The 25,691-nt window shown below is 45.1% G+C and carries 17 protein-coding genes and 1 other annotated feature; of the genes, 2 read left to right on the top strand and 15 right to left on the bottom strand.

Going from position 1 to position 25,691, the window contains the following annotated elements; translation table 11 throughout:
- Positions 1-50 precede the first annotated feature (50 nt).
- Positions 51-671 (top strand): lytic transglycosylase domain-containing protein, encoded by a 621-nt coding sequence (locus tag SWOL_RS05605; protein ID WP_242649372.1) that lies wholly within the window; start codon positions 51-53, stop codon positions 669-671.
- Positions 672-941: 270 nt separating this feature from the next.
- On the opposite strand, the gene SWOL_RS05600 is transcribed toward SWOL_RS05605, so the two are convergent.
- The 3 genes from SWOL_RS05600 to SWOL_RS05590 are packed head-to-tail and all read right to left on the bottom strand — an operon-like array spanning position 942 to position 3,381.
- Positions 942-2,048, bottom strand: coding sequence for an alpha/beta fold hydrolase (locus SWOL_RS05600; protein ID WP_011640513.1), 1,107 nt, complete (start codon positions 2,046-2,048; stop codon positions 942-944).
- 22 nt (positions 2,049-2,070) lie between these two features.
- Entirely contained in the window at positions 2,071-2,673 is a 603-nt protein-coding gene (locus SWOL_RS05595) for a hypothetical protein (RefSeq protein ID WP_011640512.1), read from the bottom strand.
- A gap of 39 nt (positions 2,674-2,712) precedes the next feature.
- Positions 2,713-3,381: a CBS and ACT domain-containing protein gene (locus tag SWOL_RS05590; protein ID WP_011640511.1), complete on the bottom strand. Its 669-nt coding sequence runs from the start codon at positions 3,379-3,381 to the stop codon at positions 2,713-2,715.
- A 243-nt stretch (positions 3,382-3,624) separates the two neighbouring features.
- On the opposite strand from SWOL_RS05590, the gene SWOL_RS05585 reads away from it, so the two are divergent.
- The gene (locus SWOL_RS05585) at positions 3,625-5,226 is read left to right on the top strand and encodes a glycoside hydrolase family 26 protein (RefSeq protein WP_011640510.1); all 1,602 of its coding nucleotides are present in this window, start codon (positions 3,625-3,627) and stop codon (positions 5,224-5,226) included.
- 121 nt (positions 5,227-5,347) lie between these two features.
- Here SWOL_RS05585 and pheT read toward each other — a convergent pair whose 3' ends face one another.
- From pheT to SWOL_RS05515, 12 genes are all read right to left on the bottom strand, one after another.
- Positions 5,348-7,399: a phenylalanine--tRNA ligase subunit beta gene (gene pheT / locus SWOL_RS05580; RefSeq protein ID WP_011640509.1), complete on the bottom strand. Its 2,052-nt coding sequence runs from the start codon at positions 7,397-7,399 to the stop codon at positions 5,348-5,350.
- A 107-nt stretch (positions 7,400-7,506) separates the two neighbouring features.
- Entirely contained in the window at positions 7,507-8,529 is a 1,023-nt protein-coding gene (gene pheS, locus SWOL_RS05575) for a phenylalanine--tRNA ligase subunit alpha (protein WP_011640508.1), read from the bottom strand.
- Between the two features lie 43 nt (positions 8,530-8,572).
- Positions 8,573-8,807: a binding site (T-box leader), on the bottom strand.
- A 158-nt stretch (positions 8,808-8,965) separates the two neighbouring features.
- Positions 8,966-9,760: a TrmH family RNA methyltransferase gene (locus SWOL_RS05570; RefSeq protein ID WP_011640507.1), complete on the bottom strand. Its 795-nt coding sequence runs from the start codon at positions 9,758-9,760 to the stop codon at positions 8,966-8,968.
- A gap of 74 nt (positions 9,761-9,834) precedes the next feature.
- Positions 9,835-10,191, bottom strand: coding sequence for a 50S ribosomal protein L20 (gene rplT / locus SWOL_RS05565; RefSeq protein ID WP_011640506.1), 357 nt, complete (start codon positions 10,189-10,191; stop codon positions 9,835-9,837).
- Between the two features lie 131 nt (positions 10,192-10,322).
- A complete protein-coding gene (gene rpmI, locus SWOL_RS05560) occupies positions 10,323-10,517 on the bottom strand; it encodes a 50S ribosomal protein L35 (RefSeq protein WP_011640505.1) in 195 nt (64 codons plus the stop codon).
- On the bottom strand, positions 10,517-11,056 hold the full coding sequence (infC, locus tag SWOL_RS05555; RefSeq protein ID WP_011640504.1) for a translation initiation factor IF-3: 540 nt from the start codon (positions 11,054-11,056) through the stop codon (positions 10,517-10,519). The genes rpmI and infC overlap by 1 nt, the downstream gene beginning before the upstream one ends.
- A 223-nt stretch (positions 11,057-11,279) precedes the next feature.
- Positions 11,280-13,187 carry a threonine--tRNA ligase gene (gene thrS, locus SWOL_RS05550; RefSeq protein ID WP_011640503.1) on the bottom strand — a complete coding sequence of 636 codons (1,908 nt, stop codon included), beginning with the start codon at positions 13,185-13,187 and terminating at the stop codon, positions 11,280-11,282.
- Between the two features lie 335 nt (positions 13,188-13,522).
- Complete coding sequence (locus tag SWOL_RS05545) at positions 13,523-14,119, bottom strand: DUF445 domain-containing protein (protein WP_011640502.1); 597 nt, start codon at positions 14,117-14,119, stop codon at positions 13,523-13,525.
- Positions 14,120-14,362: 243 nt separating this feature from the next.
- Entirely contained in the window at positions 14,363-15,292 is a 930-nt protein-coding gene (ytxC, locus tag SWOL_RS05535; RefSeq protein WP_011640501.1) for a putative sporulation protein YtxC, read from the bottom strand.
- Positions 15,293-15,691: 399 nt separating this feature from the next.
- Positions 15,692-16,711: a S8 family peptidase gene (locus SWOL_RS05525; protein ID WP_011640500.1), complete on the bottom strand. Its 1,020-nt coding sequence runs from the start codon at positions 16,709-16,711 to the stop codon at positions 15,692-15,694.
- A gap of 303 nt (positions 16,712-17,014) precedes the next feature.
- The gene (locus SWOL_RS05520; RefSeq protein ID WP_162010600.1) at positions 17,015-17,704 is read right to left on the bottom strand and encodes a 4'-phosphopantetheinyl transferase family protein; all 690 of its coding nucleotides are present in this window, start codon (positions 17,702-17,704) and stop codon (positions 17,015-17,017) included.
- A gap of 14 nt (positions 17,705-17,718) precedes the next feature.
- The gene (locus SWOL_RS05515; RefSeq protein WP_011640498.1) at positions 17,719-25,635 is read right to left on the bottom strand and encodes a non-ribosomal peptide synthetase; all 7,917 of its coding nucleotides are present in this window, start codon (positions 25,633-25,635) and stop codon (positions 17,719-17,721) included.
- Between the last annotated feature and the right edge of the window lie 56 nt (positions 25,636-25,691).

Here is a 25,691-nt window from a genome sequence, read left to right as displayed (position 1 = left end):
TATATATTATTCAGAAAAAAATTGCTGACAGGCCCTTTACCATTAAAAGGTTGACTGGTAAGAAAAGTGAGGAGTATTCGTTTTCCATCCGGCTTGACAGAAGAATCTATCTTGCTTACCATAAATTTGGAAGGGGAGATAAAGGAATGAATATCTTCACCAATCTCTTCAAGGAAATAAGCTTCATGAAACTCCTGAAAGCCCTGGAAGACGGCCTTGCTTCCACCGGTCGCGCCCTGAGCGGCAGCAAAACACCCGATATATCAACTTCCTCAGCAAGCAGCAAGAGCCGCCCTTTCAGCGAGATTATAAAAGAAGCCAGCCAGGCTTATGGTATTCAGGAAGAAGTAATTAGTGCCGTAATAAAACAAGAGTCATCTTACAATCCCCGGGCGGTTTCTTCCTGTGGTGCCCAGGGTCTCATGCAGTTGATGCCAGGCACAGCTAGAAGCCTGGGGGTAAGGGATGCCTTTAATCCGGAAGAGAATATTATGGCGGGAACCCGCTATTTGAAAGAAAAGCTGAACGAATTCAATGGCAGCCTGCCGCTGGCCCTGGCAGCATACAATGCCGGCAGTGGAGCAGTTAAGAAATATGGAGGTATTCCCCCTTATAAAGAAACTCAGGCTTATGTTAATAAGATAATCAAGTCTATCGACCACCTGGCCTAAAGATTAAGGGCCGCTATAAAGCGGCCTTTAAGCATCGTAAGAAACTGCGGAACAGTTTCAACTCACCACTGCAACGAGGCTGGGGATTAGAACCCGCCGCCTGTTTTGTTATTTGTTAAGGAACCCGACCGCTTAGCACCCTGCGGGCACCACTGATGTTCGCTTCGCTCACTATTAAGGATGCACCCTGCGGGCACCACTGATGTTCGCTTCGCTCACTATTAAGGATGCGGGGGACATATTTCGCCTCGTTATGTAAACAGTTAGCATTTACTCTTCGCTTAATTCCTCGGAACGCTCTCCCAACCAATAAGCTATTTCCGGGAAAACTCTCATGCGGGCAGTTTCGCCCAAAACCAATCCCCCGTGACCTACTGGGAACTCCATATAGGTTTTATCATTACCCCCCAGATAGGTTAAGGCAGCTGCGGTCTGGTGCGGCATAACGATATGATCCCGCAAACCCACCATAGCCAGGATATTAGCTTTGATGCGCTGCAACTGTACTCTCTTTCCCCGTAATACCACTTGATTTTTTATGAGCTTGTTACCTTGATAGAAGTCCCTTATCCAGTCGCGATAGGCACCGCCAGGAAAATTAATATTATCACTGGACCACTTGTTAAGCACCTTCCAAAAATGAACCGACTTTCCTTCCTCCAAAGTCTTCCACAAGCGAGTATATGTGCCCCAATAATTGGCCAAAGGATTCAGCATCCTGGTTCCCCAATCTATGAAAGACTTGGGGACCAGCTCCATGGTATCAGCTATACGGTCCGGGTCATAACCCGGGGCTTTAAGCCATACATCATAAGTTCCGGCCCGGTTGAAATCGATGGGAGCCGCCAGGTAGACCAGATTTTTTAAAACCGGCCGGTCAAAAAGGGCCGCGTACAATGTAGACATGGTTCCACCCATGCAGTAACCGATAATGCTTATTTCTTTGGAACCGGCACTGCGCGCCACCTTCCGGGCAGCCGTGGCGATATAGTCATAGACCAGATCAGCATAGGTTATATCCCGATCCTCCCATTCAAATTCTCCCCAATCCAGCAGGTATACATCGAAACCCTCGTTTACCAGATACTCCACCAGACTGGATCCCGGGGTCAGATCCAATACATAAGGCCTGTTAATGAGAGCATATATCATTAATACCGGGGTGCGATAGCGGCGCTCACTACTGCACTGATAGTGATAAAGTTGTGCTTTGTTCTTGGTCCACAAAATTTCCTTAGGCGAACAACCAGTAGCAGGTCGGGGATCATAGGTCAATATCTCCCTCCACCTGGCCGTGGTCATCAGCCAGTGTTCCCAATTTTGTTGCAGTATTTCGCCAGCTTCACCAGGCGAGTGCGCTTGGAAGATGTGCTCCATATCATTACCCCCTCTTGCTTAATTATTCCGTCGTAGTCTTTTGGCTTTTCCGGGTAGTCGCTTTGGGCTTCGGCTTGGCCTTTAGCTCCAGCAGGGAAGCCTTTATTTCTTCCATCGCCAGTTCCAGTGCTGTAATCTTTTCTACCAATGCTTCAGTATTCTTGATATGCTGGTCAATTTGTTCAGCCCTTCCAGCATCCGCTTCATCTAAAATACTGGCTGGTACCGGGGCAATACTTTCCAAAATAGCAGCAGTATCTTCCTTCAAATCATAAATATCTGTAAATAACTCTTCATCCAGACGATCTATCTTGTTCTCAAGAGCGGTAAGCATTTTCGCCACACGAGCAGTATCCCGGTGGGAGGAGAAAGGCAAAGTTTCAGCAATATAATTGGAGACCTCGTTTTGCAGTTTAAGATATTGCAAGTAGCTGTTAAGTATCACATCAATGCTATTGGCAAACATGGTGGTTTCAACCGCTTTGCGGGTAATTGCCGTTAGGGCTGCCTCGCTAGAAAAATACACATTTTTCCATACATTGAAGGGGTTGAACATAACTACCTTCGAATCATCTTGTTTAACCTCATCACTCATTAAATCTCCCTCCTTTAATTTTACCACCATTCAAAGATTCTCCTGTTACCCTTCATCCCTTATCACCCATTATTGTTTAACAATTACCGATTCAACCTTAAAACCTGCTGCCTTTATCTCCTCAATAATTGAGCGCGAATCTACTGTATCCAGGCGAATAATAAGCAGTGATTTTTCACCTTTCACTTCCATACGAACCATGCTCTCAATTTTAATATCAAAATGGGATAAAACTTCTCCCAACCGCAGCAGAACCTGGGCATCATCATCTATTCGCAAAGACAGGCGAGTACCCCGGCAATTAACTCCCAGGATATAAAGAAATGCATCAGAAAGATCGCTTTGCGTAATTATCCCCACCATACGACCTTCATCATCAATTACCGGTAAACCGCTGATGCGATTGTCCCGTAATAATTTTGCCGCCTGCTCGATAAAAGCATCCTGATGGATAGTGATTAATTGCTGGTTGAGAGGAATTATATCCCTGACTCTCAGTTTGCTTAGTTTTTGTTCCATTTCTTCGGGGAAAAATCGTGTAGCCAGTGATGATCTTTTGAGGTCCAATTCCGGCCGGGCGTTAAAATCCCTGCGGGTTATGATGCCTATCAATTTACCCCGATCCAGGACCGGTACCCTTTGTAGGCTCTTTTCCTGCATCAAATGCCAGAGTTCTCCTACACAAGTATCAGGAGTTGTTGCATAGGGTTTAGGAGTCATTCGGTCTTTGACTTTCACAATGTATCCCTTCTTTCCTAAACTTATAATAATTAATAATACTATAAAATCCTGTGTTAATAAGAATTCTCCTCTTATTTTACATAATCGTCCATTTCAAGCAGAACTGTCAAGCGTTAAAGAAATCGCCCTTTTAGCTTTTTACCCCCGCTTAATCCGATTTTGGACCAAACCCCCTTATTACTGCACAACTGCAGGAAATAGAATATCGATATAGAATATTACTAGTGAGGAGGATATTTTATGAGAAAAAAACACTGTTTCATAGCTTTATTTATTTTAGCCATCTTTCTCCCGCCAGTCTTTTACCCCCTGGATGCGTGTGCTGCAACAACTTTTATCAAGAATGGAGCCATCAATTATCAAGCAGAATTTAATTCTTATGATGATATTAAGGCTATAGCCACCCTCAAACCGGGGATTAACCGGCTTCTTGACTATAGCCAGGCCTACAGCATCGACTACCCCAGCCATATGAATATTGATGCTTCCTTATCCCAGGTTAAAACTAGCCTGTGGGACGATAAAACCTGTATAGAAATCTACCGGGACGATTTTTCGCAAACGGTACATACTGCCGCCGCTTACCAGTATTACAGCAACCAGTTTCTTAACAACCGTAAAGATCATCAAATCCAGGAGAACCGCAGTATCACCATCGCCGGTGTCAAAGCACATCTCTTAAGATGGCAAAGAAGCAAGCTATCACGAGTAGCAGGAGATAAAAACTACTATATGAGCGTGGAAATCCCCCGTAATTCTAAAGAAGTTTACACTATACTGATAAAATCGAGCTCTCCGGTAGAAAGCTTTCTACCGCTGGTAAAATCATTTACCTTTATTGATAATAATGGTTACAGCAAGATTAATACCCGTTTCAAGAAAAAGGATAAAGCGTGGAATGAGGAGACAAAAGCTTTTTATGAGCAATATTTTGGCCCTGATGCCAGCTTGCAGTGGGGTATATTTGAAAATTCAGCCCCGGCTAACATGGATTATCTCAACAAACTGGAGGAGAATCTGAACTACAAGTTTAATTTTCTGGTGCTTTACAAAACCTTTGATACCCCCTTCCCCCTGGAAGAACTGCAAAAGGCCTATGATGAACAGAAGTATGTTGAATTAACCCTGCAGACCATGTGGTATAACCGGGACAACAGCAGCGTAACTTATGATATTCTCAATGGTCATTACGATTATTTTTTTGAGGACTATGCTGAAAAAGCCCGCCAATTCGGGCATCCCATTCTGTTTCGCCTCAATAACGAAATGAATGGGGATTGGTGCGTATACTCCAGTTACTACAGTTCCAAAGATAGTGAGCTTTTTAAAGAAGTCTGGCGTTATATTTATAATATATTCCAGCATAAACAGGTCGATAATGTTATCTGGGTGTGGAATCCCCATGACCTTTCTTTCCCCGGTTTCATGTGGAACCACTACCTGAACTATTTCCCCGGGGAGGAATATGTGGATATCATAGGGCTTACTGGTTATAATACCGGGACATATCACAAAGGTGAAATCTGGCGTGGCTTCAGGCAAATATATGACCCGCTTTATGAAGAGTACTGCCGTTATTTTGATTATCCCTTCATGATAAGCGAGTTTGCTTGCAGTTCAGTGGGTGGCAACAAAGCCCTTTGGATTGAGGAAATGTTTGCTCAAATGGAAAAGTACGACCGGATCAAAGTGGCCATTTGGTTTAACGGGGTGGACTTCGACCTGGTGGGCCGGGCGGCGCGAAAATATCGTCTGGACGAAAGCCCGGCCATAATCGAGGCTTTTCAGAAAGGTTTGCCAAGCTATAAACCTGACCCGAAAGCAAATAAAACCCAGCAGTAATCTCATTAACGAGATTGTATCAAGTATAAAGCTTCGCTTGAATGCAGGGATTCCCGGGGGAATCCCTGCTGGATTTCCCCCTTCTGACGTCCGACGCTTGACGTCTGACAAGCTTTCTAAGCTATCTCAAAACAGCTCCTAGCTGCTTCTTCAGTTGTTCCAGAATACTATCCATACTGTGGTTAACTTCAGCATCGGTCAGGGTTCTCTCAGCAGATTGGAATATGGCTTTAAAAGCTACGCTCTTTTGGCCTTTTGTCACCTGGGTTCCTGAATACAGGTCAAAAAGCTTGAGATCGTAAAGCAACGGATTGTTCATCCCCTTAATAACGCTTAACACCTGTGATGCTTTGATTTCCTGATCCAGGAGTATAGCAATATCTCTTTCTACTGCCGGGTAGCGGCTGATGGATTCCATTTTACTGGCTGCACCCAGCAAAGTGAACAGCTTTTCTACATCTAATTCAAAGGCCGAAGCTCTTTCCTTGATATCATAGTTTTCCAATACCAGGGGATGAAGCTCCCCGATTACCGCTATCTCCTGACCCTTCACCTCAAGGGATGCAGTTCTTCCCGGATGATAGGAAGGATTTTGGGTTTCCTTGAATTCATAATCACTTATCCCCAGCTCTTGCAGCAGATCTTCCATTATCCCTTTCAAAAAGAAGAAATCTAATTCCACCTGCTGTTTCAACCAGTTGGGCTCGCTTTTCCCGGTTACTATGGCTCCCAGGTACAATTTCTCCAAAGGCAAAAGCTCGTTGGTTGGAATAAAGACCTGCCCCATCTCAAAAAAGGCCAGATCCTGGTTCTTTCTTGCCAGGTTCCGTTTTATCGTCTCTAATAATCCTGGCAGTAGCAAGCTGCGCATAACACTCTGTTCTTCCGAAAGAGGATTGGCAATCTTAACTACATTTCGTAGTGGACTGTCTGCTGGTAAAAGAAGCCGGTCAAAATCCTTGGGGTTGATAAAACTATAGTTGACTACCTCAGATAGACTTTGAGCCATAAACTCATTAAGCCTTTGGCGAAATTTTTGGTAGGGATTTAATCCGCCACTGCTTTCGCCTCCAGGCAGGCCAGCAGGTATATTACCATAGCCATAAAGCCGGGCTACTTCTTCAATCAAATCTACCTCCATTTGAATATCCGGGCGATAGAAAGGAATATCAACCAAAAACTGCTTGTCTTGCTCTTTAAGGTTAAATTTTAGTCTTTGCAGGTATTGCTTTATTTCATCTGGATTTATATCGGTGCCCAGCAGGTAATTAACCCTTTCCGGACGCAAAGTGAGCGTTATTGGCGTTCGGGGCTCAGGATAAATGTCACATATCCCCTCCAGTACCTGCCCCCCGGCTAAATCCTGTATCAGAGCGGCAGCACGATTTAAAGCATATATCAATCCTTCAATATCTGCTCCTTTTTCAAAACGGATTGAGGAATCACTTCTCAAGCCCAGCCTTTTCGATGTTTTGCGAATACTGGTATCTTGAAAATTGGCTGATTCCAACAAAACATCGCAAGTATCATCCTGGATCTCACTATTCGCTCCCCCCATAATACCGGCGAGAGCTACTGCCTTGCGACCGTCAGTGATAACCAGCATCTCCGCATCCAGTACCCTTTCCACTCCGTCCAGGGTAGTAAACTTTTCGCCGTCTCCAGCCCGCCTGACCAGTATTCTTTTCTCGTCCCCCAGGAGATTATAGTCAAAGGCATGTAATGGCTGGTTGGTCTCGAGCATCACATAATTGGTAATGTCCACTATGTTGTTTATGGGACGGATACCAGAATTAATCAGGGCTTCTTGCATCCATTCCGGCGATTCCTTGATACTAACATTCTTCACCAGTCGGGCAGCATAACGAGGACAAAGGTCACGGGCAGTAATTTCTACCTTTATGTAATCCTCAACCTTCTCCGCTGCAGGCTTAATCTGTATTTCGGGAATTCTCAATTCCTGGCCGTTCAGAGCGGAAACTTCCCGGGCCAGGTTTATCAAACCCAAACAATCACCCCGGTTAGGAGTCAAATCCAGTTCAAGAACCGTGTCACCGCCTTGTTCCTGCCATCCCTCTACGGCAACTCCCGCCATAGTAAGGCGCTGTGCCAACTCTTCCGGGCTCCAGTCAATATCTACATATTTTTTCAACCAGTTCAAGGATACTCCCATATCTTAGCCTCCTAATTCAACCATGATTAATAAAAAAAGTCCTTCTCCCGGTACTCAGCATTTAAAACTATCATTCCGGGAAATTAAATTTAAACTGTGCATCCATGCTAAAATTGGGCCAAAAATCTCTTATCATTTTCAAAAAACAAGCGTAAATCATTGATTCCATATTTCAACATGGCTATACGCTCAATACCCATGCCAAAGGCAAATCCCGTAACCTCTTCCGGGTCATAACCTCCGTATTGCAACACCCGAGGGTTAACCATTCCAGCTCCCAGTATCTCCAGCCAACCGGTATGGGAACAAACCCGACAACCTTCTCCTTGGCACATTACGCAGGAAATGTCCATTTCCGCGCTCGGTTCGGTAAAGGGAAAGAAACTGGGGCGATAACGGACCGTGACATCTTCCCCAAAAACCTGGTGGGCAAAACGAACCAGGGTCCCTTTAAGGTGAGCGAAAGTAATCCTTTGGCCAATTACCAGGCCTTCCACTTGATGAAACATAGGGGAATGAGTAGCATCATCATCCTTACGGTATACTTTGCCGGGAACGATTATTTTTATGGGAATCTGTGGGGCCATTTTTTCCATAGTTCGTACCTGTACCGGCGAGGTATGGGTCCGTAAAAGCAGCTCTTCGCTGATATAAAAGGAATCCTGCATATCCCGGGCCGGATGATCCCGTGGTACATTCAGAGCCTCAAAATTATAATAATCCAATTCTATTTCAGGTCCCTCGGCCACAGTGAAACCCATTCCGATAAAAATATCTTGTATTTCCCGGGTAATTTGCGTAAGGGGATGTTGTCTACCTCTCTGTCGAGGAAGTCCCGGCAAAGTCACATCGATTTTTTCCTGCAGCAATTTCTGCTCCAGTTCATCAAGTTTAAAAGCATCAATTTTCTCTCTTAGCATTTGCTCCAGGTTTTGCTTAAGTTCATTGGCTACTCGTCCGGCCCTGGCCTTTTCTTCCCCACTCAGGTCTTTTAGTCCCCTCAATAATAGGGTAACTTCACCTTTACGCCCCAGGGTCTTGATTCTAAATTCATTTAACTCCTCCATACTGGAAACCTGGGATAGCCTGGCCTGGCACTCGTTCTTAATCTCTTCAATTTTCCTCAACATATTAACTAAACCTCCTGGCAGAAAATAAAAAAACCTTCCTCCCCATAGGGACGAAAGCCTGGTTCCGCGGTACCACCCTGATTAATCAAACCGCTATTAATGCGGCTTAATTCTCTTTGCTGCCCTTTAACGGTGGCTACCGGTGAGATCTACTACTATTTCAATCCACTGCTCCCAGGTGAATTCACCTGTTTTCCCTCCTGGCCATACTTCCAGTCTTTGATACGGCCTCCCTGCAGGGCTTCCAGCAGGTTACTTGTCCTGTTCCCAGCGATTAATTTATTGAGTTATAAACATCTTATAAAGAAGATAATACAGTATACAACCGGATTGTTCAAAAAGATGCCATAGATTATCAGCTGGATTCATCGTCTGGGTCCACCCTTCAAGTTATTATGAGGGCCGAACTATTAGAGATTGTATCATATTTATAAAGTCAGGACAAGATAAAACCCTGTCTCTGTTTCCACGCCTCGTTTATAATTATAGCACAGGCTACCGCCGCATTCAAAGAATCAACTCCGGGCTTGATGGGTATTTTGCAGTTGAAATCACAAATCTCCTCTATAACCGGTCTCACTCCCTGTGATTCGCTTCCTATTGCCAGTAAAGACGGACCTGTAAAATCAAGGGAAAATATCTCCTGCCTGGCCTGCAATGAAGCACAGAAAAAAGTATAAGCATTCTGCTTTAAGCGTTTTAATTCATCTACTGAAAAATCAAGTAAAAGCGGAATATTAAAAATACCCCCCATACTGGCTCGAACTACCTTCGGGCTGAAAGGATCAACCGATTCAGGGCTGAGTAGAATCCCATCAACTCCCAGGGCCCATCCGCTACGAATAATAGTACCCAGGTTGCCGGGATCAGCTATACGATCAAGATAAAGCAAAAAAGCATTTTGGGACAAAAATTCTTCCCTCGACCAGGAAGGGATTTGACAAAGCGCAACAATTCCGGGTGGTGTTTCCGTATCACTAATATGTTTCATCAGTCGTTTATCCACCACATAGCATTCCCATTCGGGGTGCTGCTGGTAAAGTTCCGTATATTCCGAGGCCAGCTCTGCTTCAATAAAAATCTGCCGCAGAAGTTTCGGGTGTTTAAGGGCTTCTTCCAACATTTTTTTGCCTTCAATAAGGAAACAAGCTTCCTGCTTTCTGAAGCTTTTCTGTTTCAACCTGGCTGCATATTTAATTTTTTTATTATCCTTCGAGCAGATCCTCAGCAAAACTTCACCTGATTTCTCTCCATTAGTTTCGAAAAGGGCAAAAAAATATGGCCCTGGGCCATATTTTTTTGCTTCTATTGCACGCTTCTCTTGGCCAGTTCGGCCAGTTGGGTGAAACCCTGGGGATCACTGATGGCCAGTTCAGCCAATAATTTCCGGTTTATGTCGACTCCGGCCACTTTCAAACCATGAACCATTCTGCTGTAGGTAGTGCCATTATTACGGGCGGCAGCATTAATACGAGCAATCCATAATTTGCGAAAGTCCCTTTTCTTTAATCTCCTATGAATATAGGCATATTGCCCGGACTTCATTACCTGTTCATTGGCTACCCGGTAGAGCTTGGATTTGCTGCCCCGGTACCCTTTGGCCAATTTTAAGATTTTCTTATGTCTTTTATGTGAAGTGACTCCACCTTTTACTCTTGGCATCAGCAAAACCTCCTAAGAATTAATTAAAAAGTAAGGGGTAAGGAGTGCGGGATTAAAATAATTCTTAAATACATCTCCCCGTTTAAGCACCCACTGATTTTTTCATCGTTGTTGTAACTCTCAATATGGATTTAATATGGGATTAAGCGGGAAATACCTCTGGTTTCCGCCTCGCTTACCAGACCGGCTTTGCGTAGATTTCTCTTTCTTTTAGGACTTTTACCCCCCAGGAGATGACTGGCATAGGCTTTTGACCTCTTAATTTTTCCAGTACCGGTTTTTTTGAATCTCTTGGCTGCACCCCGGTGGGTTTTAATCTTGGGCATTAAGCTTCCTCCTTTTTATCCTTTTTCTCGTTCTTCTCCTGTTCCATCTTCGGTACAAGAATTGTTACCATGTTTCTTCCTTCAACCTTGGGCATTTTTTCTATCGTTGATATATCGGATAATTGCTCAGTAAGTTTTAGAGACAATTTTTCTCCAATATCCGGGTGGGTAATTTCTCTTCCCCTGAACATAATGGTTAACTTAACCTTATCCCCGCCACTTAGGAATTTGCGGGCATTTTTAGCCTTAACCTGAAAATCATGTTCTTCTATATTGGGCCTCATTTTTACTTCCTTAATAGAGATTATCCTTTGTTTCTTACGGGCTTCCTTTTCCCTCTTACTCTGTTCAAATCTATACTTGCCATAGTCCATTAAACGGCAAACTGGGGGCTTGGCGGAAGGAGCCACCTCCACCAGGTCCAACTCTTTTTCCTGAGCCAGATCCATGGCTTCGCGGATAGAAACAATGCCCAATTGCTCACCGCTTTCGCTAATGAGCCTTACTTCCTTAACCCGGATTTCTTCGTTTAACCTCAAATCCTTACTGATGAGAAGTCCACCTCCTAATCAAAATAAAAAAGCGGGTCGCAAAAACCCGCTTGTTGGATTGCTTTTACTGTTTAACAGGATTTAATTTTCCTGTCAAAGTATCCGCTTATCCAAATACCTTACGAACCACAGTTGTAAGGTGAGAAGCAAGGCTCCTGCTTAAATACAAGAAGGAGTATAACATAAATGGCTACTTTATGCAATAAGTCGCCTAAAGAACTTTATCCTTAATTTCTTTCACAATTGTTTGTTTAAATTCCTCCAAAAGTTTGGCACCCAGATCCCCCTCTTTACGATGACGAACCGAAACCGTGCCCTCTTCCGCCTCCCGGTCGCCCAGAACCAGGAGATAGGGTATCTTCTGCAGTTGCCCTTCCCTTATCTTGTAGCCAATTTTTTCACTGCGGAAATCAGCCTCTACCCTTATGCCTGCCTGCTCCAGTTCCGCAACTACCTGGCGAGCATAATCCTGGCTTCTCTGGGTAATAGGAAGCACCCGGACCTGAACCGGTGCCAGCCACAACGGAAAGGCACCGCCGAAATGTTCAGTTAAAATGCCAATGAAGCGTTCAATGCTGCCATATATAACCCGGTGAATCATTACCGGGCGGTGTTTCCCCCCATCCTCACCCACATAAGTAAGATCGAATTTCTCCGGCATCTGAAAATCCAGTTGTATGGTGCCACACTGCCAGGTGCGATCCAGCGAATCCTGGAGATGGAAATCAATCTTGGGTCCGTAAAAAGCTCCATCCCCTTCATTAACCTTGTACTCCATACCCCTTTCCTCCAGGGCTTTAATCAAGGCATTGGTAGCTACTTCCCAAATTTCGTCAGAGCCCATAGCTTTCTCTGGTTTGGTGGAAAGCTCTACATGGTAGGGAAAACCAAAGAGACTATAGAAACGATCCACCAGATCCATTACACCCTTGATCTCATCGATAATCTGTTCCGGTAACATGAATATATGGGCATCATCCTGGGTGAAGGCCCGCACCCTCATCAGTCCATGCAAGACACCGGACATTTCATGCCGGTGTACCAGCCCCATTTCCCCCATCCGCAAAGGGAGTTCCTTGTAGCTGTGCAGGTTTTGCTTATATACCAGCAGGCCTCCCGGGCAATTCATCGGTTTTATGGCGTAATCGCCCTCGTCAATGGTGGTAAAATACATATTATCCTTATAGTGATCCCAGTGTCCTGATCTCTCCCACAGCTCCCGGCTAAGAATTATCGGGGTGCGTATCTCCTGGTAACCGGCTTTTCGGTGTTCCTCTCTCCAAAAATTCTCCAGTTCATTACGCAAAACCATCCCTTTGGGCAGGAAAAAGGGAAAGCCTGGACCTTCGTCCAGAACCACAAACAGGCCCAGTTCCCTTCCCAGGCGCCGGTGATCGCGTTTTTTCGCTTCCTCCAATTTTTGCAGGTAATCATCGAGCATAGACTTTTTAGGAAAGGAAGTAGCATAAACCCTCTGTAACATGGGGTTTCTCTCACTTCCCCGCCAATAAGCCCCCGCCAGGCTCATGACCTTTATGGCTTTCAAACGACCAGTTGAAGGCAGATGCGGACCAGCACAGAGGTCAACAAACTCACCTTGCTGGTAAGTGCTGATTACAGCATCTTCCGGAAGGTCTTCAATCAGTTCCAGCTTGTAATCCTCGCTGCGCTCGCTAAAAAACTGCAGGGCTTCTTCCCGTGACAGTTCTTTTCTAACTATGGGATAATCGGCTTTGATAATCCGTTTCATTTCTTCTTCAATGGCGGCAAAATCCTCTGGAGTAAAGGTGTGTCCGCTGTCAAAATCATAATAGAATCCCTTGTCAATAGCCGGCCCAATAGCCAGCTTGCTCTCCGGCCACAATCTTTTTACCGCCTGGGCCATGACATGAGCGGAAGAATGCCGGTAAACCTCACGGGCTCTTTCATCTTCGAAATCAAGCAGTTCCAGGCAACCGTCTTCCTTGACCTGACTATTCAAATCAGATATCTTGCCGTTAAAAACCGCCGCCATTGCATTTTTGGCCAGTTTAGGGCTGATATCTTCCGCAACCTGCAAAAGACTTATGCCTTCCGGGTATTCCCGCTGGCTCCCGTCTTTCAATCTGATGGATATCATTTAAATTCCTCCCAAATTATACTAATCACGCTCACGCCTCACTATCATGGGACATGGGGACAGGTCCCTTGTCCCACTCATACTAACCCCCCATGGCCGCAACCTTAATAGTGACAACCGCAGGGTGGAACACCCAGGAGTACCCGCAACCTTAATAGCGACCGCAGGGAGCATCAGGCGTACCCGACAGGGTGCAGGGTGCAGGATGTGGGCCACAACCACCGATGAAAAGGTGGTTATTAGGGGCTAGAATAGTAAGATGCAGTAGGAAATAACTTAAACCCCTCACCCCTTACCCCTCACTCCTCACTTTTCTTACTAATAAATTTCGTTCCTCAAGTAGTTAAGGATATTATAAACAATTGAACCAGACCGATAATAAAGCCCAGGATGCCACCCAGTAATTCAATAAATCTTATCTCGGTTCCGGATACTCCCCTAATCATCATTTCCAATTCATCAAGATCCAGTGCCATAACCCGGTTCTCCACTATTTGCTTGATTTGCACTTCTTCATTAAGGTAGTCTCGACCCGTAGTCAGAAGTTGTTTAAAAATTGCCGGGGCTTCTTGTTGCAGAATGCGATCAAGGTTGTCCACAATCAAGGCACTGACTTTGCCTGGTATTATGCGGGGTAACAGGGCATAAAGCTTTCCCCTGACAATATGGCTGAGTTCTGAACTAAGCCGGGAATAGGTCTCCGGGGTATCAATACGGTCAAATAAATCATCTATGGAAAGAAGCTGTTCCTCAACCAACTGTCCCAGTTGAGCCGCGATTTCCGCCTGTCTTTTCGGCAAAAGACCATATATTTCAAAAAACATTATTCTTATGGGCTTTTTGGGCCAGAACAGCAGTCTAATGGCTACAACATTGGTCATGTAACCAATACCAGCACTGATTAGTGGTATGGCAATTATTTGCCATATCATATTATCACCTTATTCGATTTTACTTTAAAAAATATAGCAGATTTCAGGCTTACTCGCAATAAATTCCGCCTTTATGAAGTAGTGCAAGAGGCAAAAGGATTTTGTGGAATAAGGTTCGGGGTGGGTACTCTCTATGCCGGTAACACAGCGTTGATGATATCAACTATAAAGCAGGAGAAGCAAGAGGCTGATTGCTTGGAAGATTGGCAGCAAGCTGCAGGGTATCAGCAATAACTTAACAACTTAAGTGCCTGGCACCAAATTTTTTTCATCATGTCGGCAATATTTACAACCCGGACAAGTAATAATTCTTTCTTGAAAAACATTCTTAATCATCTTTACCGGTTCATTGCAAGAAAGCTCATCAGTATTGTGTAGTATAATCTTGCGAGGTGCAATGGTAACCAGTATACTTATTAGCACATCATCAAGACTAATCTCATTTTGCAAGATATCGTCCAGATAGTAGTTTATATATTTGTCCTCAATCTTTATCCCGTTCTCATCCCATAGGTAGAATCTACCTTTATCGGTAATTATTAGATTTACTTCCAGCACTCTGGGCATCTGGGTTTCCACAAAATAACGCAGGAGTTTAACAAATTCATTATACTCCTTTTCGCTTTTCAACTCTTCACTGGCCAGTTCCACGGCAAATCTGATTTCTGCCAAATATTCCGGCAGGCAAAAATTAATAAAACCTTCTATAACTAAAGTTTTATGATTTTCAATCTGGTCAAACAAACGGTGAGCAATGCGATTTTTGCGACCATAAGCCATCAAGAGATTCAGGCTTTCATTATAGTGACACTTGCACAGAAATTCACTGGCTTTATTATGAATAATTGTTTTATCTTCTCTTAATGCTGAGCGGTACTTTCGGTTAATAGCCTTCCAAAGCAGTTTTGATTCCCATTCGTAAACTATATGTTCGGCCAAAACCTCGGCAATTTGGTGTTTAAATATATGAATGATATCTTCATCCCGGAACAATTTATCCCTTTTATTCCCTTCCAAATATATATCGACTATATATGTTGAATGCTCCATTTTATAGCTGCTCTGAACTTGAAAAGAAAAATCCTTCTGCTTAATCCACTTTAGCCGTTCTTCAAGCTTTATTAATAAGTTATCAATTTCGCTGTCTGTTACTATTCGAAACCCATAATTCATAAGCGTCTCCTCGTTAAAATTTAATTTATTATATGTTTGCAGCTATCTCAATATTCAAAGTGAGCTCAAAGCAAAGCATTCTAATAAACCCTCTTTTGTCCAATTCAGATAATTGCCTATCAAGCAACAAATTATGCATTCATAGCTAAAATATATATAAATTTAGGTGCTGGTTCATTTAGTAAGAAAAGTGAGGAGTGAGGGGTTTAATTTATTTCCTGCTGCATCTTACTATTCAAGCCCCTACTAACCCACTTTAAATCAGTGGTTGTGGCCCTCATCCTGCACCCTGTCGGGTACGCCTGATGCTCCCTGTGGGCGCTAATTAAGGTTGAAGGGTACTCTTGGTGTTCCATCCTGCGAATGTCACTATTAAGGTTGCGGCCATGGGGGATTAGGTTAGTATTTTGTAATATTGACATTAAAGCCGTTCTCCCTGGCCTTTCGCGCCATTTCCTTGGCTTCTTCCCGCCGGTAAAAAGCACCCAGTTCTACCCGATACAGGGGCCAGCGGCTTGTTTCCCAGTTAAGATCCAGCATCCCCCGCCCCACCAGAAGTGGATCAAGCGGGACCTGGCGAATATGTCGAAATAGAATCTTTTCACCTTCATCCGTGCTGGGCCAGCGTCCTTCCCGCTTTCTGAATAAAGCAGCTAGCAAGGCATAGGCCCCGCTCACATGGGGTGCGGCCATACTGGTTCCACTTAGCAGTTTGTATCCTCCACCCGGCCAGGCCGAGTATATGTCGGTACCCGGCGCAGCCAGGTCAATACCGTCAAAGGAATTGGAATAACCGGCCGCCTTGCCGTTCTGATTTACGGCCCCGGTGGTAATAACCTCATAAATATAGGCGGGATAAGAAAAAATCTCCTGGGTGTCCGGCTTGCCATCCCCCTCGTTACCGGCCGCTACAACTACTGCTACTCCGGAATTAGTAAGAGTGCGAATATAGTAAGCCATAAGGGGATTATAAAGCGGGCTGCCAAAACTGCAATTTACCACCAGTACGCGATCTTTTTCAGCCACATTCTGGTTGTATTGCAGTATGAATTTAAAAGCTTCCAGGATATTTTCCTCTGCCTTCTGATCACCAAATACCTTGAGCGGCATTATCCTGGCTCCCGGGGCTACTCCACAGGTCTTTCCGGCTACAATGCCAGCCACATGGGTACCATGGCCAATTTCATCATGTAGATCCGAGCGATTGCCTGCGGAAGTAAAATTCCGGGGCGATACTACCCTCCCGGCAATCTCCGGATGCTTAAGATCCAGGCCGCTATCCACCACTGCCACCACCATTCCGTCCCCCTGGGATCGTGGCCACAGGCTGGCGGCATTGACCTGTTTGATATTCCAGGGAATGCCCCTCTGGCTTTGGGCTTCCCGAATTTTGAAAGGATATAAGCAAAAGCGGTTCATGCTTTTTTCTCCTTCTGGCTTTTCCTATTATATGGGGATAGTATTCAGCTGGTTAATAAAGCGGAGGGCGGACATCGGAATGGTCGTCAGATGTCGGGAGAAAGGGGATGCTCATCGGTTGTCGGTCATCAGTTATCAGAGGACGAAAGGATGAAGACGGAAGATGGAAAACGGAGGCGGAGGGGGTTAATTTTAGGCTGGGGCTTGGAAGGTTAATATAGAAGTGACTCTGTTGCAAAAACTCCTTTTTGTTGCATAAGGCTTGTATAAAAATATACAAGCGAGCGTTGGCGAGCGGTATATTTATACAAGCCAATGAATATTAATAAATTTTTGCAGTGGAGTTAGATATAAGTTCTGGGGCTCGCAAAATATCGGAGTAATTGAAGCATCTTCATCACCCTGATAGCATACGGCCAGCTTGTAGTTCTCAAATTGGGTAAGGAAAAAGCTGCAGGGCTGTATTTGCCCATCTTGCAGCAGCGTTATTCTATCCCCCATTTGGAGGCAAAAAGCATCCAGGGCCAGGCGAAAACCAACTCCGCATGCTTTCATATAGCTTTCCTTTAAAACCCATAAATCATAAAAGGCCTCCAGGCGTTTCGACTCGGGTTTTCCGCATATATATTCATATTCCTGGCCCGTGAAATAGCTCCGGGCAATATCCCCATCAATATCAGCGCAATACTCTATATCCACTCCCAGAGCTGCATCGGATAGGGCACAAGCCGCATATTCCTCCGCATGCGAGAGGTTGAAATAGATAGCGGGATAATCCGGCAAATACGGCTTGCCGTTTTCATCCTCCACATAGGCGACCGGGCACCTTATACCGGGATACAGTTCCTGCAAAGCCGCGTTTAACAAGAGCTCAACCCCCAGGGACAAGGCCCGGTCCTTTTTTTGCCGGTAGCTTAACATTTTTTCATAGCGTTTTGGGGAAACATGCTTTTTCCATTTGATATCATCAGGCTCCAGCCCGGATATCTTCATTAAATACAGCTTTATCATAGGTCAAAAAAGTTCAGGCCATCCAGGGCATTAATCGACTGCTTCATATACTCGTCACTGATGATAGGCCATTTATAGGCCAACCGGTAAAGGATTTCGGTGGTAAATTTATTGCTTGCATCAAGCCAATAAATCTTGCTATCAGCATCATTTGACAAATAGGTGATAAGTCTGGAAATAGCTTCGTTGCGGTTTTCATCCCCCATAGCCTCCAGCAAAGATTTTTGAAATTCATCTTCACTTACCACCTCGATCTTGAAGCCGTATTGATTAATCGCATAAATCACATCAGACATATAGATTAAATGGTTGTTGTAAGGATGGAAAACGCTAAACTCCTTATTAGTACCAGAAAGCTTCAAAATTGCTGCCGCCGTGGAATCAACGGGGGAAAACTCCGCCGGTGCATCCATGGCTGTTACGGGGAATTTGCCGATAATCTTGTAGCCACGCAGCTGCTGCATAAAACTATTGGTCAAAAAATTAATCTGAAATTCGCCGTCCGAATACCTCGACATCAGGTTGCCCACCCGCATTATTTTTGCATCCAGACCCTCGCTGATAGCCTCTAAAACAGCACGCTCGGCCAGGAATTTGGACTTAATATAGGCGTTTTCCAGAGCCTGCCCAAAATAAACTTCGTTTTCCAATAACTTCTTATCCACAGGCGGTCTGCCATCGCGACCCTCTCCGGCAATACTGGCTGTAGATACCTGAATTAAGCGTTTTTTGGTCTTTTGGCCAAGCTTAATAAGATTTTTCACACCCTCCACATTGACTTTTTCCAGGCTATCGTCCGCCACGAAATGCTTTACATTGGCAGCGCAGTTGATAAGTATATCAAAGTCATAATGCTCCAGGGCCAAAACACTATCCAAATCAGTAATATCTCCATCAATCACCATAATCCGGTCCCCGAACAAATCCTCGTAGGTATTCTCGAAATAATACATCAACATGGTTTTTAAGTGTTCCTCCAGGCTCTTTCTCTGGCCCTGGCGAATAAAGCAGTAGGCCTTGCCGGAGTAATTGTCTAAGAATTCTTTTAACACATGGGTTCCCAAAAATCCCGTGGCCCCGGTTAAAAGAATATTACCCACCGGGGTATATTCTACCTCATCAATATAGCGCAAATCGTTTGGGGCCAGTGCTGCCGCCAGTTTCTTATAATCATAGGCAGAGATTATATCTTCTTTAGCAACTCCGATCTCTGCAGCGGCCGTATCGGCACATATTGCTGCCAGTTCCCTTGGAGTTGGGGATTTGAATATATCGGCGTATACGATTTTTAATCCCCGGCTCATACACTGCATGGCCACCCGCGAGGCACTTAATGAGCTGCCGCCGATTTCAAAGAAGTTATCAACCGCACCTACTTGCGGCAAGCCCAATACCGACTTGAATATCTCACATAAATCAGCCTCGGTTTTATTGGCCGGTGCGACATACTCACCTTCATCCCTTATAAAGTCCGGCTCGGGCAGTGCCTTTTTATCTACCTTACCGTTATTGGTAAGCGGAAGCTTATCCAGCTGAATTAAAACACTAGGGACCATGTAATAGGTCAGGGTATCAGCCAAATGCTGTGTCAGTGCTGCCTTATCCACTATCCCCTGGGCAGTAAAATAAGCGCAGAGGAATTGTCCCGCCTGGTTTTCCTTTACCACTACGATACTGGATAATATACCCTCATAATCGTTCATTACCTTTTCGATTTCACCCAGTTCCACCCGCAACCCTCTCAGCTTCACCTGATCATCTATTCTACCGTGGAATTCAATTTCACCGTTAAAATTCCACCGGGCCAAGTCCCCGCTGCGATATGCTCGCCGGCCGTTTATGGTAATGAATTTCTCCGCTGTCATTTCCGGCTTGTTTACATAACCCCGGCCCACCCCGGCGCCTGCAATCACCAGTTCACCGGGAGCACCTGCCGGCAGTATTTTATGGTTTTCGTTAATCATATAAATCTGCACATTGGACATGGGTTTGCCGATGGTTATTTTTTCACCCAAAACCTCGCAGAAAGTACAGCCGATAGTAGCCTCGGTAGGTCCATAACCGTTGAATACAGCGGCGTTGGTACCCAGGGCCTTAATCTGCTCGTATAAAGCTGCCGGGAATGATTCCGCCCCTACATTGAACGCCTTGATTTGACGAAGCGCCCGACGCATTTCCGGCATATCCACGATATTACTGATAAAGGAGGGGGTACAGGTCATCATGTCCACCTTATTCTTTAAGATCAAGTCCGATAAAGCCAGGGGATTATGAATTTCCTCCTCGTTGGCCAGGCAGACGGTAATGCCGTTTAAGAGAGGTACAAATTGCTCCAATACGGACACATCGAAGGTAATCGCCGCCAGGGCCAGAGATACATTGGCATTATTCACATAGGACATGATTTCCGGATTCAAGGGATTAGCGTTACAGTAATGCGTCAGGTTGCTGTGCTCTATCATAACGCCCTTGGGCTTGCCGGTAGAGCCCGAGGTATATATGCAATAACAGATATGCTCAGGCTGGATATCTACCAGCGGGTTTGTATTATTCTCATTCTCCAACAACTGCTCGATGCTCAGAACCATATAATTTCCCTGCGAGCATATGCTGCTGCGCTCACTCTTGATCGCTTCACTGGTAATAATATAGGGAGCCGCACTATCCTCTAAAATATACTGGATTCTGTCATCGGGATAATCGGGGTCAATAGGCAAAAAGGCCGCGCCGGATTTCACCACACCCTGAATCGCTACATAGACATTTACCGTACGGGGGAGCATAATGCCTACCATCTGCTCACTTTGAATCCCCTTTTCAATTAAAGAATTGGCTACCCGATTGGCTCTTTCGTTAAGCTCCCTGAAGCTAAGCCGTTCATCACCAGCAATTACCGCCACTTTATCGGGGTGCAAAGCTGCCTGCTCCTCAAATAAATGTGCTAGCGGGATATCCCTTACCGGCCAGGCGGTCTGGTTGAAGCTCTCCAACAAAGCCAGGGCTTGTTCCGAGCATATATTTGCATCAGCCAGGGTTTCCGCCTCCAAAAAACTCTTAATGGTTGCAATATAAGCATCGGTAAAGCTGGCTATCATCTCCTCAGAATACCAGTCGCTTCGGTACTCGCTCAAAAAACGATACTGCTCGCCTTCGACAAATACATCCACCGATAAGGGGGCCTTGGCGTCTTTGGCTTCCAAATACATTAACTCGCCCGGCTCACCCGCAATTTGAAAATCAGTAAATTCTTCCCCCTGATAAGCAAATAGAATATCCGCCTTAATCCCGTAGGCGCGGCTGACTTCAGCGAAGGAATAGATGTCGTTACTCATAAGCTCCATTATATGTTCCTTCATGCCTTGTAAATAAACGGCTACATTCTGCCCGTGGTCAAGATTGGCATAAACCGGCAGGGTCTTGACCAGCATACCGACTATATGGGCTTTTCGCGCCTCATTTCTGCCGTTGTATATGGTGGTAAACACCGCTTCGTCTTGATGGGTGTATTGTCCCAGCAAATAGGCAAAGGCCCCGGTAAACAAGGCATTGGGGGTAATATTGTTTTCCTGGCAGAAGGCATCAATTTGCCCCCGGGGCAATTTCTCCACCCGCTCCCAGCTCTGGCATTGCTCGCTATCATTAAATACATCCCGGGCCGGCAATGAATTGATTTCCACATCCTTAAAAAGCGAATCATAATAAGCCCTGGCCTCACTGTATTCTTTCCCGCTCCGGGCTTCGATTTCATCCAGAGAAAGTTCAAAACTGGAATATTCCTCTACGGCCAGAGATTCATCCTTATAGGCCTGGTTGATATCATTTAATAAAATCGCGGTAGAGCTGCCGTCACAGATGATATGATGAATATCCATGAACAGGTACGAAGCGCTTTCGCTCTGGTAGATAACAATTTTAAACAGTGGGGCGGCAGCAAAATCGAAGGGTTGAACCAGGGTATTTTTCATTTCCTCGAAAGCGCATGTTTTAATTATGGGCACCTTATAGGCAAAATCATCGTTTCTGACCTGTTTAATATCCCCATTGGCATCCGTTTTCAGATAGCACTTCATATAGGGATGGGCCTCAATCGCCTTTTCAATAGCTGATGCCAGTCTTTCGGCATCTACACCCTCTCCCAGCTTAAATAACATAGGTATGTTGTAGATGGTAGATTTTTCATCCCGCAGGCACTCCAAATAAATACCTATTTGGGTCTGGGTCAAGGGATACTCCGCTAATTTTTCATGGGTTTTTTCCACCTGGGTATTCCCCAGAATAAACTTTTCCAATTTCTCCACCGTATTATGCTGTTTAATATCCCGGGATTTAATATTAATGCCGAACTCCTTTGCCAGAACGACATTTAGTTTCACCGCTCCGATAGAGGTCAGACCAGCCAGGTATATATCCGTATTAATGCCGAATTCATCACTGCCGGTTACCGATTTAATGCAGTCGAAAATCCTTTGCTGCAGGGCATTTTGGGGGGGAATGGCTTCCGCAAAGGTTACTTTGGGCTCCGGCAAGGCACGCTTGTTTACCTTGCCGTTCTGGTTAAGGGGGATGCTGGCTAATTGCATGGTCACAGCCGGCACCATATAGGCAGGTAAATCTTGCGCAATAAAGTCATTCAAGTCCGCTATCTTGACCTGATGGTCGGCTACTATATACGCCGCTACATATTTGCCGCCGCCAGCCTCGTCATAGGCAACAACAGTTGCATCAAGGATACCGGGATATTCTCGGATTTTACCTTCGATTTCACTAAGCTCAACCCTAAAACCGCGAATTTTTACCTGAAAATCACGCCGGCCCACAAACTCCATATTACCATCCGGCAACCAGCGGCAAACATCTCCGGTTTTATAATAGCGTTCATAACCCTCGGCACGGTTATAGGGATTGGCCACATATTGTTCTGCGGTCAAATCATCCCGGCCCAGATAACCCCTGGACACTTGATAGCCGGAAATGCAAAGCTCGCCGGGAACTCCCACCGGCATTTGCCTTCCCTGTTTATCCAGGATATACAAGTCGGTATTGCTCAAGGGTTTGCCGATAGGTACATTGGCATATTCCTTATCCACCAAAAATGCGGTGGAAAGGATGGTACACTCGGTTGGCCCGTATAGATTATAAAAGTTATAAGCTGGCGGCGCACAGGGCACTAGCTTCTCCCCACCGGTGGAAAGATGTCTAAGGCTTTTATTATCCATGCTCAGGGCAAACTGCCGACCCAGCTGGGTAGTCATAAAGGCTATGCTAATGCCGTTTTTCTCGAAATAATCATTAAGCCCGGGCAGGTCCAGGCGCATTTCTTCAGGAATAATATGTACACAGGCACCCCGGGTCAAAAAGGGATACAAATCCATCATGCAGGCGTCAAAACCGTAGCTGGCATAGGCGGCGCTTTTATCCTCTTCAGTCACAGCGTAATAATCCTGATACCACCGGCAGAAATTAACCAGATTCCGGTGCTCAATCATGCAGCCCTTGGGCGTTCCGGTAGAGCCCGAGGTGTATAAAAGAATAAATAAATCTTCGGCTCTGGGTGCCGCCAATGCCAGTTTACTATCCTCTAAATCCCAGATGCTGCTGCTTAAGATAATTTCACCCTGGTAATTAGGAACCCGGTCATATAAATCATCGTCCACTATAAGTATTTTAGCGGCGGCATCATTCAGCATGAATTCCAAGCGTTCCGATGGGTAATTGGGATCAAGCGGCAGGTAGGCAGCCGCGCTCTTTAGTACCCCAATAGAACAAATCGCCATTAACTCCGAACGATGGATTAATATGCCCACCGCCTGTTCCCGGCCCATACCCTTGGCCGTCAGGAAACGGGCAATTCTATCCGTTATCTCGTCCAGTTCCCGGTATGTATATGAATTGTCTCCATATACCACTGCCGTACGCTCCGGGGTCCTGGCCGTCTGTGCCCGCAGCATATCCACTATGGTCAATTCCCTATCCAAAGGGACGGTATTATCGTTAAAAGATTTTATTAAATCCAGGTCTTTGCCAGAAATTATCTCAATCTCACTTAATCTTTGACCCTCTGATAGAGCTAAGATAACCGCCTGCAAGGATGTTAAAAAACGCCCAATGCTTTCCTCTTTATAAAGATGCGCATTGTATACTCCTGTAATACCGTTCTCCGACAGCTTCACCGAGAATTTAAAAGGCTCATTAATCTCGGATTCACCAAACAGCAGTAGCACATCAGAGCTCAGCGCAAAATTTTTCTTAATCTCAGTGAAGGGATAAAAGGAATACTTCCGGGTCCGGGCTAAATAATTCTTAATCTGCTGTAAATACTCCGGAGCAGCCTGCTCTTCATCAATATTCGTATAAACTGGCAGTATTTTCCCCTCAATGACGCTGCCGAATAATACCTCCTCCTGATTGCTATATTTGGCCAGAGTATAGGCAAAGGCCGCCAGGCAGGCGGTTTCGTCATGGGGCAGCTCACAGCTTAAAGTATAGGAAGCAAAGAGCGGCGGGGCTTTTTCACCCGGCAGGTCCGGGATTAAATTGGCATCAATCTCATTCCCGGCAAATATCTTCTCAAAATACTTCTGCGCCTCTTGATAGGCAAAGCTGTTTTCCAGCGTAGCCATCCCAGCGGCAATCAGCCTTTTTTCCGTTTCACCCCAAATACTTATCTCATCACAGGCTATTTCCGGATTATTTACAATATCCCTAAGCATGGTCAAAAGACCATCCACCAGACTATCAATTTTCTCGTCACTGAAGCAATCATAGCGATACTCGATTCTGATTCGCTGCAGGCCGTCCCGATCATCCCGGCCTGGATTTATGCGGAAAAGCAAAGGGAATTCAGCATGGCCCAGTTCCAGAACTTTGATATAATCCGACTTCCAAGAGTTAGATACGATGGAGTAATTTAATAGCATACCAGCATCTATATTATTTTGTTTTAATTCCTCACTATAGAGGTTAAAGGGGTACCTGCCATGTGTTAATCCGCCTTTTAAAATCTCTTTAGCATTCTCCAAAGCCTGAATAAAGGTCATTTCCGGATTATAAGGGTATTTTTGCGGCAGAAGATTAACAAACATGCCCATGGCCTCATTTAAATCCTCGCCGAAGTTTCGGCCCGAGTATCCTGCAGATAATACCATCCCCTCCGCCTTATTTACCCTTGAGAGATATACCGCCAGCAGGGCACTGGCAAAAACAAAGGGTGAAATCTGCACCGGGCATTTTTCGCAGGCTGCCTTAATCCCCTGTCTCAATTCTTCTGGCAAATCGATAATTCTGGTGCCAATGGAGAGTTCCTCACTGACCACTATGGCCTGCACATAACCGGATAAATCCCGGAACTGCTCAAGCCAATAAGCCTTATCGTTTTTACCCTCGCTAGAGTTCAAGTATTGCTGCTCACGCTCGGTATATAGCTGATAATCCGCTTCATTAAACGAGTATTCACTGCCGCTGCGCAAGTATCTTACCGCTTCCTGCAGGCGGTCAGCCAGCATATATACCGAGCTGCCGTCGCATATCAAGTGATGTAAAACGATTATCAGGACTAATTCATGGGGAGTTTTTATTATAGTAAAGCGATACAAAGGAACATCAAAAATAGTGAAAAACCCCTTCGCCACGGAATCTTTCACTAACATCTCCATATCCTTGGTATCGGCCTCTATGTATTTTATAGTAGAATAATCTGCTTCAGCTATGTATTGAACCACATCCAGATTATCGTCCCGGGTGAAACGAATATTGATATTTCCCACAAGAAGCGCTTTTATAGCATCCGTAATATATGCTTCATCCTCGGATGCAAAGCTAACGCTGATGGGCACAATATACGCTGTAGTGCCGGGATTGCCCAGCTCAGTGGCGAGTATTCTCGCCTGGGCATTGGAAAGTTTAAAAGTTTTCATATATCTACCTCCCGTATAAACTTTCATTTTTTTTTCAATATCTTTTTAAATCACAG

The sequence above is a fragment of the Syntrophomonas wolfei subsp. wolfei str. Goettingen G311 genome, assembly GCF_000014725.1.
In the GTDB taxonomy this organism is placed as follows: Bacteria; Bacillota; Syntrophomonadia; order Syntrophomonadales; family Syntrophomonadaceae; genus Syntrophomonas; species Syntrophomonas wolfei.
The sequence above is the reverse complement of the archived record's forward strand: the minus strand, read 5'-3'. Positions and strand labels throughout refer to the sequence as shown.